Origin of the sequence: Pectobacterium nicotianae (assembly GCF_023272715.1) — a bacterium.
GTDB classification, from domain to species: domain Bacteria; phylum Pseudomonadota; class Gammaproteobacteria; order Enterobacterales; family Enterobacteriaceae; genus Pectobacterium; species Pectobacterium brasiliense.
Window position 1 is genome coordinate 1,523,010 of sequence record NZ_CP096821.1, and the last position, 16,881, is coordinate 1,539,890.

Below are 16,881 nucleotides of genomic sequence, written 5' to 3' on the forward strand. Positions count from 1 at the left end.
CGCTGATTTTTTTGTTAGCAAGGTGATTAACAAAAAGGTCATAAGAATGATGCCTTTTACGGATGATGGCGTGGTCGTGTGTTAATGAATGCCCAGAATTCTATTTACCTGCACTTATAAAAAATAGAGATATAAGCATGAAAAAACTACTTGCTATGTTCTTCTGCCTGAGCGTGGTGGTTAGCGCCCCACTGGCGATGGCTGAAGAGGCTAAAACGACAGAGAAGACAACGGATGTGGTACTGATCGGCGGGGGCATTATGAGCTCTACGCTGGGCGTGTATTTACAGGAGCTGCAACCAGACTGGTCTATCGACATGGTTGAGCGGATGGATAATGTGGCGGAAGAGAGCTCGAACGGCTGGAATAATGCCGGTACGGGTCACTCGGCTTTCATGGAACTCAACTACACGCCGGATAATCCCGACGGCCCCATCAACATCAGCAAAGCGCTGGAAATCACTGAAGCGTTTGAAGTCTCGCGCCAGTTCTGGTCCTATCAGGTGAAAAATGGCGTGCTGAATAATCCGCACTCTTTCATCAATAGCGTGCCGCACATCGCTTTTGTCTGGGGCGATGAGAACACCGCTTTCCTGAAACATCGTTATGACGCGATGCAGCACAGTACGCTGTACCGTGGCATGGAGTTCTCTGACGATCCCAATACGATCAAAGAGTGGGCGCCGCTGGTAATGGAAGGTCGCGATCCGGCGCAGAAGATTGCGGCGACTCGCATGCCTATCGGTACCGACGTGAACTACGGTGAAATCACGCGTCAGCTGGTTGGCGCGATGAAAACCAAACCTAATTTTGCGCTGCACCTGAATTCAGAAGTGCGTGATATCAAGCGTAATGCGGATAACACCTGGAGCGTAACTTACGCCGATCTGAAGAACGGCGAGAAAGAAAGCGTGATTAAGGCGAAGTTTGTCTTTATCGGTGCGGGCGGGGCGGCGCTGCCGCTGTTGCAGAAATCCGGCATTCCTGAGGCCGATCTGTACGGTGGCTTCCCGGTTGGTGGCGAATTCCTGGTGACAGAAAACCCGGAAATCGTGAAGCGCCACATGGCGAAAGTTTACGGTAAAGCCTCCGTCGGTGCGCCACCGATGTCGGTTCCTCATCTGGATACGCGTATTTTTGACGGTAAACCCGTTCTGCTGTTCGGGCCGTTTGCCACCTTCTCCAGCAAATTCCTGAAAAATGGTTCGCTGTGGGATCTGATCGGTTCCGTAACCTTCTCCAACGTGATGCCGATGACGCACGTCGGTCTGGATAACTTCGATCTGGTGAAGTATCTGGTTGGTCAGGTCATGATGGATGACGACGATCGTTTCGCCTCGCTGCAGGAATACTTCCCTAACGCGAAGAAAGAAGACTGGAGACTGGCGATTGCTGGCCAGCGCGTTCAGGTTATCAAGAAAGACGATGACAAAGGCGGCGTGCTGAAACTGGGTACGGAAATCGTCAGCTCTCAGGATGGTTCGATTGCCGCGCTGTTGGGTGCCTCTCCGGGCGCATCTACCGCCGCGCCGATTATGCTGAGCCTGCTGGAAAAAGTGTTTAAAGATAAAGTCGCTACGCCAGAATGGCAGGGTAAGCTGAAAGAGATCATTCCCTCTTATGGTCAGAAGCTGGACGGTAATATTGAAATGACCAATAAAATCCGCAGCTACACCAGCAGCACGCTGGACCTGGACTATATTGAGGTTAAGCCTGAGTAATCGGGGTTAGCTGGAAGTCACGATGTCAGGCCGCGAAAGCGGCCTTTTTTGTGCCTTCAAGCCCAGTGCGAACTAGCGATTGTCGGTATTGAGTCCAGGGATCCTGGAAAATGCTTCTGCAATGAAGTCCATGAATACAATGGCTCGCTTCGGTAGCAGGCGATTGGCGACATAGAGAAACTGGATTGGCACCGGCGGTGCTTCGTAGTCGCAAAGTACCTGACACAGCCTGCCGCTCTGTAATCCATCCTCGTATAACCATTTGGGGCCGCTGGCGATACCAAGGCCGGCGATGACGGCTTCCTGTACGGCCTGGGGTGAGTTGACTCGGAATCGCCCCGAAACGTTGATCTCGGTATCTCGAAAATGCCACGTACTACCCGTGTTTAACAGCGAGTACAGAATACAGTCATGATCGCGCAGATCTTCTGGTGTTTGCGGTATGCCACGACGACTCAGATAGTCTACCGAAGCTACATACACGCGTCTGAAAAGGCCAATTCGGCGCGCACGTAGTGCACTGTCGGAAGGATGACCGATTCGGATAGCTAACTCGGCACCTTCTTCCACCAGATCGACGAAACGATCGCTTAGTTGCAAATCCAGCGACAACCCAGGGTAGCGGGCGAGAAAAGCAGGGATCTGTGGTATCAGGAAGGTATGGGCCATGGCGGTTGGGCAGGCCACTCGCAGGAGTCCAGTGGGTTCCGTCTCATCGCTCAAGGATGACTCCGATTCTGCAACCGCATCGAGAATTCGGCTGACATCTGCGTAGTACCGCTCGCCCTCAGGTGTCAGCACAAGCTGGCGTGTTGTCCGCTGAAGTAGTCTGACGCCCAGATGTTCTTCTAAAGCAGCAACGTATCGACTTACGTTGGGTTGCCCCATATTCAGGTCGCGTGCTGCCGCAGAAAAACTGCCTGTTTCGACAGTCCGTTTAAAACAGGTCATGAGCAGAAAACGATCCACGTAAAGGTGCCTCAATTAATGCAGTAATGGAATAAATTATATGCGAAATAGGGATCTTATCATCATTTATGCATACCCATATGATTAGCGCTGTCCCCGGCAGCACATTGCTGCATCCCGCTATGATTATCAGGAGTTCCCTATGTCTCGCTTACACAACAAACGTACCCTTATTACCGGAGGCACCTCCGGCATTGGGCTGGAAACCGCAAAGCAGTTCCTCGCGGAAGGAGCTCGCGTCATCGTTACTGGGGTCAACCCCGATTCTATTGCCGCGGCAAAAGCCGAACTTGGTAGCGAAGTGCTGGTGCTGCGTGCCGACTCGGCCAGCGTGAGTGCACAGAATGAACTGGCGCAGGCCGTGGAGGCGCATTATGGAAAGGTTGACGTCGTTTTCCTTAACGCGGGTGTTTCCGTTTGGCAACCGATCGAAGAATGGACAGAGGACATGTTTGATCGCTCCTTCGACATTAACGTCAAGGGTCCGTATTTTCTGATCCAGTCGCTATTGCCGGTGTTCGCCAATCCCGCTTCAGTCGTGCTCAACACGTCGATTAGTACGCATGTAGGATCGAGCCGCTCCTCCGTTTATTCGGCGACCAAAGCGGCTTTTCTTAGCCTGTCAAAGACGCTGTCGAGTGAACTGATGGCGCGTGGTATTCGCATCAACGCGGTCAGCCCAGGTCCTATAGATACCCCGCTGTATGACAAACTTGGCATTCCCGATAGCTATCGCAAACAAGTCAATGAGGAGATCGTCAAGAGCATCCCTTCAGGCCGTTTCGGCACGGCGGAGGAGATTGCCAAGGCGGTGTTGTATCTGGCTTCAGATGAGTCCCGATGGACCATCGGTAGTGAGATCGTCGTGGATGGCGGGCGTCTCTTGAACGACTGATCCGACATTACGATGTTCGTAAATTGTTCATCATTAGCTAATCACTACGCCAGTAAGACAGAGGCAAGTGCTTTGTGATGAGCAATAAAAAAGCAGGTAAGTTGCCTTACCTGCTTTATCACGTTCTGACCGATAGCAATGAGAACGCGTGTTTTATTTAGAACGCCATTCTTTATTTAGAACGCATAGTTAAAGTTCACGCCGTACAGCCAGGCCTTACCTTTAGAGGTAAAGTTGTAACGTGGTGAACCAGCGACATCAGAGATCGGTTCGCTGATATCGACTTGTTTGCCGTGCATGTAGGACACGCCAACATCCACAGACGCGTCTTTATTAAAGGCGTAGGTGGTGCCTGCGCTTAACCAGAAACGATCCTGATCGGGGATGGAGATCGAACGTTTGTCAGCCGGTACCGGGCTGTCATCAAACGCGATACCGCCACGGAACGTCCAGTTATCGTCGTGATAGTAGGTGGTGCCGAGTGCGATACGGTAAGCATCACGGAAGCTTTCATCTTTATGGAACAGAGTCTGGCCGTTGTTGCCTGTTGCTTTCAGTTCCTGGAACTGGCTCCAGCTGGTATAGGTCAGACTGTAGTGAACAGCCCACTTCGGTGCCACGCGGTGGTAGGCAGAGGCTTCCCACATTTCCGGCAGATTCAGCGTCAACTTGCCAGGGATCGTTGCGCCATTTGTCCCAACAGGTAGACCTGGGGCGATAGCCGGTCTGGCACTATGATAATCGCCATCAAAGTCGATTTTAACTTTTGAACGGTAGGTAAAGCCGAAGCGGTTGTTTTCGTCGACTTCATACAGCAGACCTGCGTTCCAGCCGTAGCCCCATTCTTTGCCTTCCATGTGTACTAACTCAGAAGACGGCTGTAAGCCACCTGCAGCCAGTTCACCAGCACGACGCTCGATTTTCGCATCGGCATAGACGGCGTTAACCCCTAAACCGAAGCTGAAATGCTGGTTCAGACGATAAGCGGCGCTCAGGTTCAGGTTTGATGTCAACAGGTCGGTTTTTCCGCCGATAGAACCTGCCGCATAGTTATCATTGAATTCCGTTGCTAAGCCATAGTTGGTGGTGGCAGAAGCACCAACTGCCCATTGCTCATTCAGCGGCATAATGAAATGCAGGTTCGGCACCCAGGCGTGCGGTGCGATGTTTTTGGCGCTGGTATTTTGCCCTGCCAGGGAATTTTTCCCCTGAACATCGATATCCGGGTTGATATAGGTGACACCACCGGAGAAGGACGGGCGGTCAAACATGGTCATGGTCGCTGGGTTACGGCTACCGGAAGTCGCGTTGTCGGCTACAGCACCTTCACCAGAAAACGCACGTCCCAGACCCGATGACGAGTATTCATTTAGCTGGAAACCAGCTGCTGACACATTTGCTGAAAACAGGGCCACCGCAACAGCAATTGTGGATTGTTTGAACAGGTTTTTCTGGTTCATGACCAAAACCTCTTTATATGCTTGTTATTTAACGTTGTTACACGGGGTAACAAGGGACGCGCATTGTAGGGGGCGCACTCAGCCTGACAAATCAGACCAGTTGCCAAAGTATAAGTTGGGAATACGACAATGTTGCGTCTGTGTATTAAAAATATTTCTAAAATGATGCAAAATTTAGATCTGCTTAACGTTTTGGTTAATTTGTGTGAAGAGATATTACGCGGTCTTTACTGCTGTATAACACCGTAATGTGATTGATATCACTAAAATTACTGGTCAGCATGAAGTGCTGGCACTGTTTTGGGATGAGGGAGTAAAATATAAGGAAGATAAAAATATTTGAACTGGATCAAATCTCCCGCGTCTAAGCCTCAAGAGGAAAGTAGCATGACGAACGTAATCAACAAATGCAGTGCTGAAGAAACCGCAGCCTGCTGCTGTGTCGATGTTGGCACAATTATGGATAACACGGATTGCACGGCGTCTTACAGCAACGTTTTCGGCGATCGTGCTGAGGCGGAAGCGGCACTGGCCGCTCTGACGAAAAAAGCGCGTGCGGTAGAGTCTGAACCTTGCGAAATCGCCAGCACGCTGGAAGAGGTAGACGGCGGCATTAAACTGGACATCGATTTCACGTTCAGCTGCCAGGCTGAAACGATGATTTTCCAGCTCGGCCTGCGTTAAATCTTCCTTTGGCAGGCATTGCGTTATCGCATCGCCTGCCTGACTCGCTTTATTTCCCTTCGTTGTTTCTATCCACCACTGTCGGTGGTGTCGTCACTTTTCAACTCTTCCTATTCGCATGTTAATCGGCCATAGAACCGGTCGGCATGTTGTTGGCGTTCCCCAGAGCGTCGCGATGTCGTCATAAAAACGGCACAGCATTTCCTCTCGTCCTGCTTCTCGGGCGCTGGCGACGGCAGACCAGGTCGAAATATAACCAATAAGGGCGTCTAACGGCCATTCAAGCCGGATGTTAAGAGGCGGTGCGGCGATCTCATCAAAAGGGAAGGGGATATCCCGATATCCGTTATCAACCAGCTGACGTTCGGCAGGCCAAAACGGACCAATCTCTTCGTAATAAAACTGACGAAATCTGTCGTTCAGATCGTCATCAAGCTGCATAACGCCATAGCTGATGAGGGCCAGTATTCCCTGAGGGACTGCCACTCTGCGGACTTCCTGATAAAACGCATCCAACTTGAACCAGTGCGCGGCCTGCGCTGCGGTAATCAAACTGTACGTGAGTGGCTGTTCGGGCAGTATTTCTGCGGGGGAGCACGCGTAGTCGATACGATGATGTGCAACGGCGTTGCCTAGCTGACTCACGCTGGGATCGATACCTTTTACAGCGTCGAAATGTTCAGCCAGCTGTCGCGTAAGCTGCCCAGTTCCGCACCCTACATCCAGCGCGTTTTGGGTATTGGGGGCGAGACTGGAAAGGTATTCTGCCAGTTCAGGTGGATAGTGCGGTCGGTAGCGAGCATAGTTCTCCCCACCTGAGGAAAACCAGTTTCTGTTTTCTTCGGTTGTGTTAGTCATCTTTATCACCTGAGGCGTGTAACTCTGCACGCGCTATCTGTATACGTTTCTCGAAGTCCTGCTGTTCCAACGCAGACGCCAGCTCCTCCAGCCCTTTCATCAGCGGCCAACCGGCATCTTTTTCAAGCTGTTCAATGGCGAGGAAAATGGCTTCCCAGCAGGTTTCGAGCTGAGCAACAAGTTGAATGCCGGCTGGCGTCAGCCTGAGGGCAAATTTGCGCCCATCACTGAGCTGTTCGCGTACAAGAATGCCGTCCTGCTCCATTAACGCGACCGACTGGCTGATCGCCCCTTGTGTCAGGTGCGTGGACTCAGTGATGTCTTGCACGGTCTGAGCGCCTGCGGCCATTGCACGCAGGATAGGGGTATATCGTGGACGATAATTGAGTGACAGGGCGCGGTAGTTTGCCTCCGAACCTTTATCAACCAGCTCGGCGGTATACCTCAGCAGTTCGCCCAATCCAGGTTTAATTTTCAATATTTCCTCCCTAGTTGGAATAAATACATTAGCGCTAATGTATTTTGTTGGCAAATACCTTTGCGTAAATAATGTTAATGGTATCGGGGCTGACAACGGCATGTTCTTCACACTTTTGTGTTGCGCAGCTTTGCGTAATGTAACTATCTGGTTAACAATGAAATCAGGTCTGACCTGTTGTGTGCGTACTTTATTTTTGGTTAACAGGAGCGTTTATGAGCGAGGTATTACCTCTGATAACCCGCCGTGGCGATCGCATTGCGTTCGTGAGCGGATTACGCACCCCATTTGCCCGGCAGGCAACGGCCTATCATGGCGTACCTGCCATCGAATTAGGGAAGCTCGTCACCAGCGAATTACTGGTCCGCACTGGGATCGATCCTGAGTTGATCGAGCTATTGGTCTTTGGGCAGGTGGTCCAAATGCCCGAAGCGCCGAATATCGCCAGAGAGATCGTGCTCGGCACGGGCATGAGCGTGCATACCGATGCCTACAGCGTGTCGCGCGCCTGCGCCACCAGCTTTCAGGCGGTCGCCAACGTGGCGGAAAGCATTATGGCGGGTATGGTGGATGTCGGCATTGCCGGTGGGGCGGATTCCTCTTCCGTGCTGCCTATTGGCGTCAGCAAAGCGTTGGCCAGAACGCTGGTGGATATGAACAAGGCCCGGACGCTGAGCCAGAAGTTGAAACTGTTAAGCGGCCTGCGTCCGAAAGATCTACTGCCGGTTGCGCCCGCCGTGGCGGAGTATTCCACCGGGCTGCGCATGGGTGATACCGCCGAACAAATGGCAAAAACCTACGGCATCACGCGTGAAGAGCAGGATGAGCTGGCGCACCGTTCGCACAAGCTGGCGGCTCAGGCCTGGGAATCCGGCGTGCTGCGCGATGAAGTGATGACGGCTTACGTCCCACCTTATGACAAGGCGCTGAGTGAAGATAACAACGTGCGCCATGATTCCGCGCTGGAGCAGTATTCCCGCTTACGCCCGGCGTTCGATCGCCGACACGGTACGGTCACGGCGGCGAACAGTACGCCGCTCACGGATGGTGCGGCAGCGGTGTTGATGATGAGTGAATCCAAGGCGAAAAGTCTGGGGATCACGCCGCTAGGCTACCTGCGCAGCTATGCATTCAGCGCTATCGGCGTACAGCGTGATATGTTGCTGGGGCCGGCTTATGCCTCCCCGCTGGCGTTGGCAAGGGCTGGCGTGACGCTGGCCGATCTGACGCTCATTGATATGCACGAAGCCTTTGCCGCCCAGACGTTGGCAAATCTCAAACTGTTTGCCAGCGATGAGTTTGCCCGGAATCAACTGGGTAGAAATGCCGCACTGGGCGAGGTCGATCGCGCCAAGTTCAATGTGCTGGGGGGATCCATTGCCTATGGACATCCCTTTGCTGCCACTGGCGCGAGGATGATTACCCAAACGCTGAATGAACTGCGCCGTCGTGGCGGCGGGCTGGGGTTAACCACCGCCTGCGCGGCTGGCGGGCTGGGTGCGGCAATGGTACTGGAGGTGACGCCATGAACGATCAACAGCCTTTCTCCGTGACAACATCGTCTGCAATGGAAACAACATCGTCTGTGACGGCAAGCCCCTCTGCCTTTTCCCTAACGATTCGGCCGGACAATATCGGTGTTATTTGCATTGATGTTCCCGGCGAGAAGGTGAACACGCTAAAGAGCGAATTTGCAGAACAGATTCTTTCGGTCTTCGAGCAGGCGCGGCAGCATGCGACACTCAGGGGGCTGATTTTTATTTCCGCCAAGCCTGATTCGTTTATCGCCGGTGCGGATATCACCATGTTGAACCAGTGCAGCAGTGCCGAACAGGCAGAAAATCTGGCGAAACAAGGGCAGGAAACGTTCGATCAGGTAGCCGCGCTGCCGTTCCCCGTAGTGGCTGCGATCCACGGTGCCTGTTTGGGCGGTGGGCTGGAGTTGGCATTGGCCTGCGACTATCGCGTCTGCTCGCTGGATGAAAAAACGGTACTGGGGCTACCGGAAGTACAGCTTGGCCTGCTTCCCGGTTCAGGCGGAACGCAGCGTTTGCCACGGCTGATTGGTCTGGATAGCGCGCTGGATCTCATTCTGACCGGCCGCCACCTCCGTGCGAGTCAGGCGTTACGACAAGGGCTGGTTGATGAGGCCGTCCCGCACGATATCCTGCTGGAGACGGCGGTCGAAATTCTCAAAAAAGGAAAACGCAAAGCCGTGCCGCTGGGCTGGCGTTCGCGTTTGCTGAGTAGCCCAGGTATTCGCGATGTATTGTTCAAAATAGTGAAACGCAAAACGCGAGCGAAAACACACGGCAACTATCCGGCCACGGAAAAAATCATTCAGGTGGTGCGTCGGGGCATAGAAAAAGGTCGTGAGGAAGGGTATCGGCACGAGGCGCGAGCGTTTGGCAAACTGGTGATGACGCCGGAATCGGCCGCGCTACGCCATCTGTTCTTTGCCTCCAATGCATTAAAGAAAACCGCCGGTGCGGACTCTGAAGCGAAGCCGATCCACCGCGTCGGTATTCTCGGTGGTGGGCTGATGGGTGGTGGGATCGCCAGCGTGACAGCGACGCGCGGGCAGTTACCGGTGCGTATTAAAGATATCAATGAACAGGGCATTAACCATGCGCTGAAGTACAACTGGCAGTTGCTGACTAAACGCGTTCAGAGTAAGCGGATGAAGCCGACGGAGCGCCAGCGGTTGATGACGTTGATTTCCGGTAGTACGGACTATCGCGGTTTTGAACATGCGGATATCGTCATTGAGGCCGTTTTTGAAGATCTGGCGCTGAAGCGGCAGATGGTGGCGGAGATTGAAGAGCACGCTGCGCCGCACACGATTTTTGCATCGAATACTTCCTCGCTGCCGATCCATCAGATTGCAGAGGGCGCGCGCCGTCCGCAACAGGTTGTGGGTCTGCACTACTTTAGCCCGGTGGACAAAATGCCGCTGGTTGAGGTGATTCCTCACGCACACACCAGCGCAGAGACGGTGGCGACGACGGTGGCGCTGGCGAGAAAGCAGGGGAAAACCGCGATCGTCGTAGGCGACAGCGCTGGTTTTTATGTGAACCGCATATTAGCGCCTTATATCAACGAAGCGGCTTATTGCCTGCTGGAAGGGGAGCCGATCGAATCGATCGATTATGCGCTGGTGCGCTTTGGCTTCCCCGTTGGCCCGCTGGCGTTGCTTGATGAGGTCGGTATTGATGTCGCGACCAAAATTGTACCGGTGCTGAGTGAAGAACTGGGCAAGCGCTTCACCTCTCCACCCGCGTTTGATGCGATCCTGAAAGATGGACGCAAAGGGCGCAAGAATGGGAAAGGATTCTATCGATACAATAAAACGCGCCGTTTCTGGCAGGCGGGCAGAGAGGTGGATAGCTCGGTTTATCCGCTGCTGGATGTGACGGCGAAAGCCCATATCGACCCCGCGCTCATCAGCCAGCGTGCCGTGATGATGATGCTGAATGAGGCAGCGCGTTGTCTGGATGAAGGCGTGATCCAGTGCGCCCGCGATGGTGATATTGGCGCGGTATTTGGCATTGGTTTCCCACCTTTCCTCGGCGGGCCGTTCCACTATATGGATCGTCTGGGCGTGGAAACGGTCGTGAAAACGCTGCTGGTGCTGCAACAGCAGTATGGCGATCGGTTCGCACCCTGTGAACGTCTGCTCGCGATGCGGGAAGGTCGACGGACGTTTTATCCGCCAACCTCTGAAGATCAGAGCGCTAGTTGATCGTGACGTTAATCGTGACGGTGTCTTTATACGCCCCCTCTGGCTTGCTAGCCTGACTGGCGTTAATGCGGGCGGTGTACGGGATACTCTGCGTAATCCCCGTACCCGTCCCGCTGTAATCGTTCGTTTCAGTCCAGGCGACGTTCCCGGTGCGATAAAGCTGATATTGCAAATAGTAAGGCGTGCCGCCGACGGTGGCGGTCATTCTGCGCCAGTTAGCGTCGTCGGGATGGGGGCTGACCAGCTTGACGGTATACGCCCCCAACAGCGTACAGCGAACGCCGAGGCTGTTATTGACCGCCGCGAAATCGGCGGGGAAGGCCGCAACGCCAAAACTGATATTCGGCGCACTGGTGATCTGGCAATCGTTGGTAATGTTCATGGTGATATTGAGGGTTGAAATCCTTGTCCCCTCTTCGTATACACAGACTGTCACCCCTAATACCGTCACCCCTAGTGAGCAAAGCCGATAATCCCATTTAATGGTCACTACATCGGTATAGGTGCCTGCTGCCACGTTGTTGCCGATACTGGTACGGATATAGATCGGCATCGAGCCGTCAGCGGAGTTGAATAAACCTAATACTCCCAGAAAGGTGGTTTGCGACCAGGTATAGGTCGAGTTGATGTTATAGAGCGTACCGCAGCCTGAATCCATACACAGGTTGTAAGGAACGTAGTCTGTGCTTGTCCCTCTGCGCATTCTCATTGTGGTGCCGCTGGGGTTACTGTCACTTTGTATTGTGGCGGTAATGGTATTGGTACTGTTTAGGCTTAATATGCTTCCCGTACAGCGAAACCCACTTCCCGATGCCACAACCTGTGGCGTACCGTTAACTCCGACCACGGAAGAGGCATAAGGGCCCAATGTGGTGTTACTTGGCGAAGCAATAGTGCAGTCGGCATAGCTATAAGGCGCGTAATACATCGTCATCAGCAGGAAGGCCAGACGCAGCGAACGGGCAACTCGCCGGTTGGCGGAGAAGAGGTGCTGGATTTTCAGTATCGGGGTCAGCATCGTTTTATCCTTTTGAGTCAGTCTGGCAGGTAAGCGGGCCGATGGTCGCCATCATGGTCTGTGATTCCGGTAGTGAAAATTCCACCCGGCAAAGTTGCCCGTCTTCTTGTTTAAAGCGTAAGCGGTTCGAGGTTCCCAGATTGGTGAAATAGACCAGGCCATCGTAGCCGCTGATCGTGGTGTCGCCGCTGACCTCGTTTGTTATCCAGGTGCCAATGGTGAGCGAGTTGCCATCCGTATTGCGCAGCTTAATGTTGGCGGATCGCATGGCATGAACGGGGAATGTGACGACAGTGCCGCTGCCTTCTTTGACCGACACGCGCGATTCCACCTGTGGCGTGGTGACGTTGGCTGGCAGTTGTAGTGTGTCGATTTCCACTTTCGCGGGGTAATTAGACACGACCCACGGCACGAGCAAGTGGCCGCGTTTGTTGGTTTTCCCTACTATCTGGTTTTCATATTTTACCGGGACGTCAGGGTATCCTTCGGTATCGACCACAATAAAGGCGTCGTTGATGCGGTTACTGGCGAAAACCCCTCCGTTCATATAGATCAGCGAGCCGCTCAGTTCCCCCCATTGCGTAGTGTTTCCCTCATTGCCATAGGTTCCGCCAGCAAGCGTGGCATAAGGACCGCGCCAGTTCAGCGAGCCCTGGTGATAAGGATTTTTTCCTGCGCCATACGCGGCGTTCCAGCCTAATCCTCCGTCTATCGGCGCGGTACGGTTCACCCCGACACGCGGTGAATAATCGCCATTGCTGTCGCGTTGAACGCCGGCATTGATGCTGCCGTTTGTACCAAAAGGCATCACGAACTGGATCTGGGCGCTGTAGCCGTTTTCTCCCAGCGCTTTGTTAAAGGCGAGATAAATAGAGCTGTCTTGCCAGATTTGGCGGCTGAAAGACAAGTTCAGCAGGCGAGTCCGGGTTGAATCGTACGCGCGGATATCGAAATACCCCACGCCGAATGAACCGTTGCCTTCGCCGAACAGCTGGCTGCTGAGCGTTGCCTGATAGCTTTCTTGGCTGAGTCGGCCTTCCGTGAGTACGGCGGTTAAATCGCGGTATTCCTTACTGCGTTTGGCATGTTGAACATTCAGGCCAAACGCGGAAGTGTAATAAGAGTAGCCCGTGGTGTACTGGTGTCCGGTGGCTTCTTTTTCGCTCTGACTGTAGGACGAACTCAGCGTACCCCAGCGGCCGATGGTAAAATCGGCTCCCGCACCGAGCAGATAGAGACCCTGTACGGCTTCGCCATGCGCTGACACGGTCAACTTATTGGTCAACCCATAGCGATAGATGCCGCTGACAGCGGGATCGTCAGTGTAGGCATTATTCTTTATGCCATAGTCCTGACGTAACACGCCAACGGATAGATCGAAATCGCTTAATCCCTCTCTTAACAAGGCGTTGGAGACATAAAACGGGATCGTGGTAGAAATCTGCCGCCCCTGGGCGTCAGTGGTAATGACGGTGGCTTCCCCCGCGCCGTTCAGGTAAGGCGTATTCGTGAGGGTGAAGGGCCCAGCATTCAGGCTGGTGCTGTTCGCTTTATACCCGTTGATAAACAGATCCAGCGTGCTGGGTACGGCGGCTGTACCGGTATATTGCAACATCGGATACGTGACGATATCCGGGCGAAGACCGAAATTGCGGGCGACACGCAGGCCGCCCATACGCACCGAGTTGCTCCACGTCAGAGAATTGCTAATCAGGTCACCAACCTGATAGGTGATCATGCGGTCGTTATCGTTATAGCGCCAATAGGTATCGAAACGCTGATAGCCATCTTGCTGCGCGGTATTGCTGCCCGAGGTGAAATAGTAGATCCCCGTATTGGATAAGGTTCCGTAAGGGCTAAAAAAACGCTGTTCCATCCAACTGCTGAGCGAATCTGAATTGGCACGGGGCGAGGTGTAATAAAGGTTATAGTTGAACAATAAGCCGGGACTGCTGCGGGCGGGGAAACGCGTCAGGTCCTGCCCGCCGCCTTCAACCGATTGCTCGGGTAGCCAGAGTGTAGGCACGGTGATTTTTAGCTGCTGTATGGCCTGATCGTAATCGGTGGTGACCTCTGGCAGGGCATTGACATTCACCAGCCCCACACTTTGGTCCGGCAGACGGACGTGATTAGAACGCAGTGTTGCTGCATCCACATAATAATTCCCCGCACGATACGTGACGGGCACGACCAGATTATCGCTCAGCCCGTTGACGGAGATCGTTAAATAATAAACGGACTCGCTGAGTGAGGGCATGGCGCTGGGGGGCGCGGGAAGATCGGTATAATCTTCCGCGAAAATCGTCGCAGAATACAACAGCGCAAATGGAGTACAGATGAGCAGGGGAAGCACGCCTGTTTTGCTCTTCATGCCTGACCTCACCATGCTCACGCGGTCAATAAACACGCTTCTGCGGCTAACCGAGCCATCATTCGCGTTTAATCAAGATAGGATCGTGGATATCGATCAGGTGAGTGAAGAGCTGCATGCCTGCACCCGGTGTGGATACGCCCGCGGGCAGCGGCCAACGCATCTCTTGTCCCGGTAGTACATAGCCTAAAAAGCCGTCGGTGATCGTTGTTCGGCGGCTCCCTTTTCCATTTTGGTCGGCTGACCAGTAGATGTTACTCAGGCGGGCATGGACCACGCCACGATTGCGGACATAAAGATAGTTTTTCCCCCCAACCGCGCTGACTCGCCAACTGAGCGCAGGCAGCGTAGGCTCGGCGTTGGCACGTCGTTTTTCCGGGCGCATATGCGTCCAGACGCCGGCACCATCAAGGAACAGCGGCAGCAGATAGCGCATCTGGAATTGCAGCCCCATTTGCGGGGCATCTTGTTGATAGGGCGCGGCAATTTCATCAACAATGATGCGGTAAGCCATCTCAGTATTGGCGGGTGTTGGGTTGACGCGAATCAGACGCACCATATTGCGCTTACCCGGCTCCAGCGTCATGAACGGGGGGGTAGCAATCACGTTGCTTTGTTCGGCATAACGATCCTGAAAATCGATTTGCTTCCAGGACATGATACGGATTTGCAAACCGACGGGCGCCGTACCTTTATTTTCCAGCCATAGCGCAGAGCTGTTCTCATCGGACTCAATAACCTGATAAATCGGCCAAACGAGAATAGAACTGGCAGCAAAGCAATATGAGCCAAAACCACTTAATAAAAAGACCATTGCCCGAATAAAAAACGTTATTTTCCTTTTCATTTTGTATTCACCCTGTTTTGTTTTTAATAAGTCAGGCTGACGGTTACGTTATCGGTATAAACCCCTGCGGGAGGCAGCGGTGTGCCGCCAAAATAGCGGGCGTAAACGGTGTAGGTCTGGGATGTGGCGGGAAAGGAGGCGATGTTGAGTGCCAGACCTCCCGTTCCCCATACCTGTGTGCGTGCCGCATCGCGGTAAAGCTGGTAAGCCAACAGGCGCGTTCCTGCTGCATTTTTCAGATAACGCTGTGTGCTGTTACCGCCATTAGTGCCATAGCTCAGTTCAATAACGGCGCTAATGCCTGGCGTACAGGTCGCGACAATCGACCCTCCGCCGCTGGTGCTGGCGATATCCACGTTGGTTGCCGTGGCGCTGCGCGTCCCAAAATTCAGCGTGCCCATGTTGGGCTGGCTGCTTGCCGTGTTGGTGCCAAAAACACAGCCTTTTTGTATCGTTGCCGTGACATCGAATGTGCTACTTACGGTGAGCGCCATCGCCACCGTGGGGACGATGGAGCCAGACAGCAAAAGTGACAAAATCAATGCCGATGGAAAACGCATCGCAATACCCGCGGCTATCGAGCCTGAATGTCGGCACGGGAAACGCCCAAAGCCAGAGGGGAAGGCAGGGCGCAGGCAGCAAACGCGAAATCGCGTATGAGATGTGGTGACATAACGGCTCCTTTTCTTGTGGATCAACTTCTTGTGGATCAATGACCCTAAAAAGGCTGGCATGCGAACATGCCAGCCTGTAAAAAATTACCATTCGATCGTAGCAGTGACGGTGTCGGTATAAGCCCCAGCGGTGGGTGATAGCACGGTCTGATCTGATGGCAGGATACGGGCATACACTGGAACCAGCTGTGGGTTACCCGTTGCAACAATGGCAATGCCAGTTGCACTACTGAGTGGGATTTCGGTCGTGCGGGTTGAATCGCTGTATAAACGGTAAGGAACGTTGTAGGTTCCCGTGCCTGGCGCTAACCGGCGTAGCGAGGCGGTGGCGTTTGCACCTGCACCGATATACAACGCCGCCGGTGTGCCAACAGAGCAACTGACGGTAATCCCGTTGCCCCCGATGCTGGTAACCTGGGCATCAATACTCTGCGTTAGGTCATTATGGGGGCCAAAGTTGATTGTTCCCCATGTGGTGCCTGCGCCTCCTCCGTTGTTGACCGTACAGGCCGCACTAATGGTCAGAGAAACGGGGATTTGACCATTAATCGTCACGCTGTTGGCGGTGGGGGATAGGCCGAATGTGGTGAATAGTGTGGCCAGAATAGATAATGCTATACGTTTAGAATTCATAACGATTCCTTTATATGCCTCTTACTTATTTTCATCGAAAATGTCTTCACGAAAGTACATCGGTTTTCGTGAAAACAGCTCGTCAAGAATGACTATTACAAAAGTAATCATAACGAGTCGTTTTAATCAGTACGGATATTTATATGGCATAGATTAACCGACCGGGAAAATACAGAGGGTTTATTCTCTTTCCTGATTGGCAGAACCATTGACACTAAAATGTCGCATTACTGAAATATATCGCTACTACTTTCAGTACGTTCCGTATGGTGAAGATGACGCTATAAAGAAAACGTATAACTAATTTTATCTTCCGTGGTGTGAATAATGGCGGGCATATAAATAACAGAGACGTTCTTCGGGATTTATCCTGAATTGCATATTCGTCCATAAATAGAAGAGCAATCTATTTTTATTATATGACGTTATATTCTGTGTAATTACCTTGTTTATAAAACATGAATAGTAAAGAAAAGTGCTATTTAAGATAAAGATAGAACCAGAGTGCTTGTTTAACAATGTCGCAAAAAT

At 52.9% G+C, this 16,881-nt stretch carries 14 protein-coding genes; 5 read left to right on the forward strand and 9 right to left on the reverse strand.

All coding sequences use genetic code 11. The features are described from left to right. Window positions 1-137 precede the first annotated feature (137 nt). Window positions 138-1,721 (forward strand): malate dehydrogenase (quinone), encoded by a 1,584-nt coding sequence (mqo, locus tag MYB54_RS06820; RefSeq protein ID WP_014916069.1) that lies wholly within the window; start codon window positions 138-140, stop codon window positions 1,719-1,721. A gap of 72 nt (window positions 1,722-1,793) precedes the next feature. Here mqo and MYB54_RS06825 read toward each other — a convergent pair whose 3' ends face one another. Beyond that, a complete protein-coding gene (locus tag MYB54_RS06825) occupies window positions 1,794-2,690 on the reverse strand; it encodes a LysR family transcriptional regulator (RefSeq protein ID WP_014916068.1) in 897 nt (298 codons plus the stop codon). A gap of 142 nt (window positions 2,691-2,832) precedes the next feature. On the opposite strand from MYB54_RS06825, the gene MYB54_RS06830 reads away from it, so the two are divergent. Then, window positions 2,833-3,585, forward strand: a complete 753-nt coding sequence (locus MYB54_RS06830) for an SDR family oxidoreductase (RefSeq protein WP_039284797.1) — start codon at window positions 2,833-2,835, stop codon at window positions 3,583-3,585. A gap of 176 nt (window positions 3,586-3,761) precedes the next feature. Here MYB54_RS06830 and fadL read toward each other — a convergent pair whose 3' ends face one another. Then, the gene (gene fadL / locus MYB54_RS06835) at window positions 3,762-5,045 is read right to left on the reverse strand and encodes a long-chain fatty acid transporter FadL (RefSeq protein ID WP_039549003.1); all 1,284 of its coding nucleotides are present in this window, start codon (window positions 5,043-5,045) and stop codon (window positions 3,762-3,764) included. Window positions 5,046-5,432: 387 nt separating this feature from the next. Between fadL and MYB54_RS06840 the strand changes: the two genes are divergently transcribed. Beyond that, a complete protein-coding gene (locus tag MYB54_RS06840) occupies window positions 5,433-5,729 on the forward strand; it encodes a YfcZ/YiiS family protein (protein WP_080762764.1) in 297 nt (98 codons plus the stop codon). A gap of 93 nt (window positions 5,730-5,822) precedes the next feature. On the opposite strand, the gene MYB54_RS06845 is transcribed toward MYB54_RS06840, so the two are convergent. Beyond that, window positions 5,823-6,587, reverse strand: a complete 765-nt coding sequence (locus MYB54_RS06845) for a class I SAM-dependent methyltransferase (RefSeq protein ID WP_205537654.1) — start codon at window positions 6,585-6,587, stop codon at window positions 5,823-5,825. Continuing rightward, a complete protein-coding gene (locus tag MYB54_RS06850; RefSeq protein WP_239458461.1) occupies window positions 6,580-7,065 on the reverse strand; it encodes a MarR family winged helix-turn-helix transcriptional regulator in 486 nt (161 codons plus the stop codon). The genes MYB54_RS06845 and MYB54_RS06850 overlap by 8 nt, the downstream gene beginning before the upstream one ends. A gap of 215 nt (window positions 7,066-7,280) precedes the next feature. Between MYB54_RS06850 and fadI the strand changes: the two genes are divergently transcribed. Together fadI and fadJ are read left to right on the forward strand one after the other, a co-directional pair. Further along, window positions 7,281-8,594 carry an acetyl-CoA C-acyltransferase FadI gene (fadI, locus tag MYB54_RS06855; protein WP_039509441.1) on the forward strand — a complete coding sequence of 438 codons (1,314 nt, stop codon included), beginning with the start codon at window positions 7,281-7,283 and terminating at the stop codon, window positions 8,592-8,594. Further along, on the forward strand, window positions 8,591-10,807 hold the full coding sequence (gene fadJ, locus MYB54_RS06860; protein ID WP_371928276.1) for a fatty acid oxidation complex subunit alpha FadJ: 2,217 nt from the start codon (window positions 8,591-8,593) through the stop codon (window positions 10,805-10,807). The genes fadI and fadJ overlap by 4 nt, the downstream gene beginning before the upstream one ends. On the opposite strand, the gene MYB54_RS06865 is transcribed toward fadJ, so the two are convergent. The 5 genes from MYB54_RS06865 to MYB54_RS06885 all read right to left on the reverse strand — a co-directional run bounded on the left by MYB54_RS06865 (window position 10,800) and on the right by MYB54_RS06885 (window position 16,350). After that, a complete protein-coding gene (locus MYB54_RS06865; RefSeq protein WP_039503777.1) occupies window positions 10,800-11,825 on the reverse strand; it encodes a Csu type fimbrial protein in 1,026 nt (341 codons plus the stop codon). The two genes, fadJ and MYB54_RS06865, sit on opposite strands and share 8 nt — an antisense overlap. Window positions 11,826-11,829: 4 nt before the next feature. Next, on the reverse strand, window positions 11,830-14,196 hold the full coding sequence (locus MYB54_RS06870) for a fimbria/pilus outer membrane usher protein (protein WP_248721710.1): 2,367 nt from the start codon (window positions 14,194-14,196) through the stop codon (window positions 11,830-11,832). Between the two features lie 58 nt (window positions 14,197-14,254). Next, a complete protein-coding gene (locus MYB54_RS06875; protein WP_248721711.1) occupies window positions 14,255-15,043 on the reverse strand; it encodes a fimbrial biogenesis chaperone in 789 nt (262 codons plus the stop codon). Between the two features lie 23 nt (window positions 15,044-15,066). After that, the gene (locus MYB54_RS06880) at window positions 15,067-15,603 is read right to left on the reverse strand and encodes a Csu type fimbrial protein (protein WP_014916058.1); all 537 of its coding nucleotides are present in this window, start codon (window positions 15,601-15,603) and stop codon (window positions 15,067-15,069) included. Between the two features lie 198 nt (window positions 15,604-15,801). After that, window positions 15,802-16,350 (reverse strand): Csu type fimbrial protein, encoded by a 549-nt coding sequence (locus tag MYB54_RS06885; protein ID WP_040043666.1) that lies wholly within the window; start codon window positions 16,348-16,350, stop codon window positions 15,802-15,804. Window positions 16,351-16,881: the final 531 nt, after the last annotated feature.

Excerpts from the sequence above, each read along its gene's own strand:
- mqo (WP_014916069.1), top strand. The coding sequence starts at position 138 with ATGAAAAAACTACTTGCTATGTTCTTCTGCCTGAGCGTGGTGGTTAGC.
- MYB54_RS06830 (WP_039284797.1), top strand. The coding sequence starts at position 2,833 with ATGTCTCGCTTACACAACAAACGTACCCTTATTACCGGAGGCACCTCC.
- fadL (WP_039549003.1), bottom strand. The coding sequence starts at position 5,045 with ATGAACCAGAAAAACCTGTTCAAACAATCCACAATTGCTGTTGCGGTG.
- MYB54_RS06840 (WP_080762764.1), top strand. The coding sequence starts at position 5,433 with ATGACGAACGTAATCAACAAATGCAGTGCTGAAGAAACCGCAGCCTGC.
- MYB54_RS06845 (WP_205537654.1), bottom strand. The coding sequence starts at position 6,587 with ATGACTAACACAACCGAAGAAAACAGAAACTGGTTTTCCTCAGGTGGG.
- fadI (WP_039509441.1), top strand. The coding sequence starts at position 7,281 with ATGAGCGAGGTATTACCTCTGATAACCCGCCGTGGCGATCGCATTGCG.
- fadJ (WP_371928276.1), top strand. The coding sequence starts at position 8,591 with ATGAACGATCAACAGCCTTTCTCCGTGACAACATCGTCTGCAATGGAA.
- MYB54_RS06865 (WP_039503777.1), bottom strand. The coding sequence starts at position 11,825 with ATGCTGACCCCGATACTGAAAATCCAGCACCTCTTCTCCGCCAACCGG.
- MYB54_RS06870 (WP_248721710.1), bottom strand. The coding sequence starts at position 14,196 with ATGAAGAGCAAAACAGGCGTGCTTCCCCTGCTCATCTGTACTCCATTT.
- MYB54_RS06875 (WP_248721711.1), bottom strand. The coding sequence starts at position 15,043 with ATGAAAAGGAAAATAACGTTTTTTATTCGGGCAATGGTCTTTTTATTA.
- MYB54_RS06880 (WP_014916058.1), bottom strand. The coding sequence starts at position 15,603 with ATGCGTTTTCCATCGGCATTGATTTTGTCACTTTTGCTGTCTGGCTCC.
- MYB54_RS06885 (WP_040043666.1), bottom strand. The coding sequence starts at position 16,350 with ATGAATTCTAAACGTATAGCATTATCTATTCTGGCCACACTATTCACC.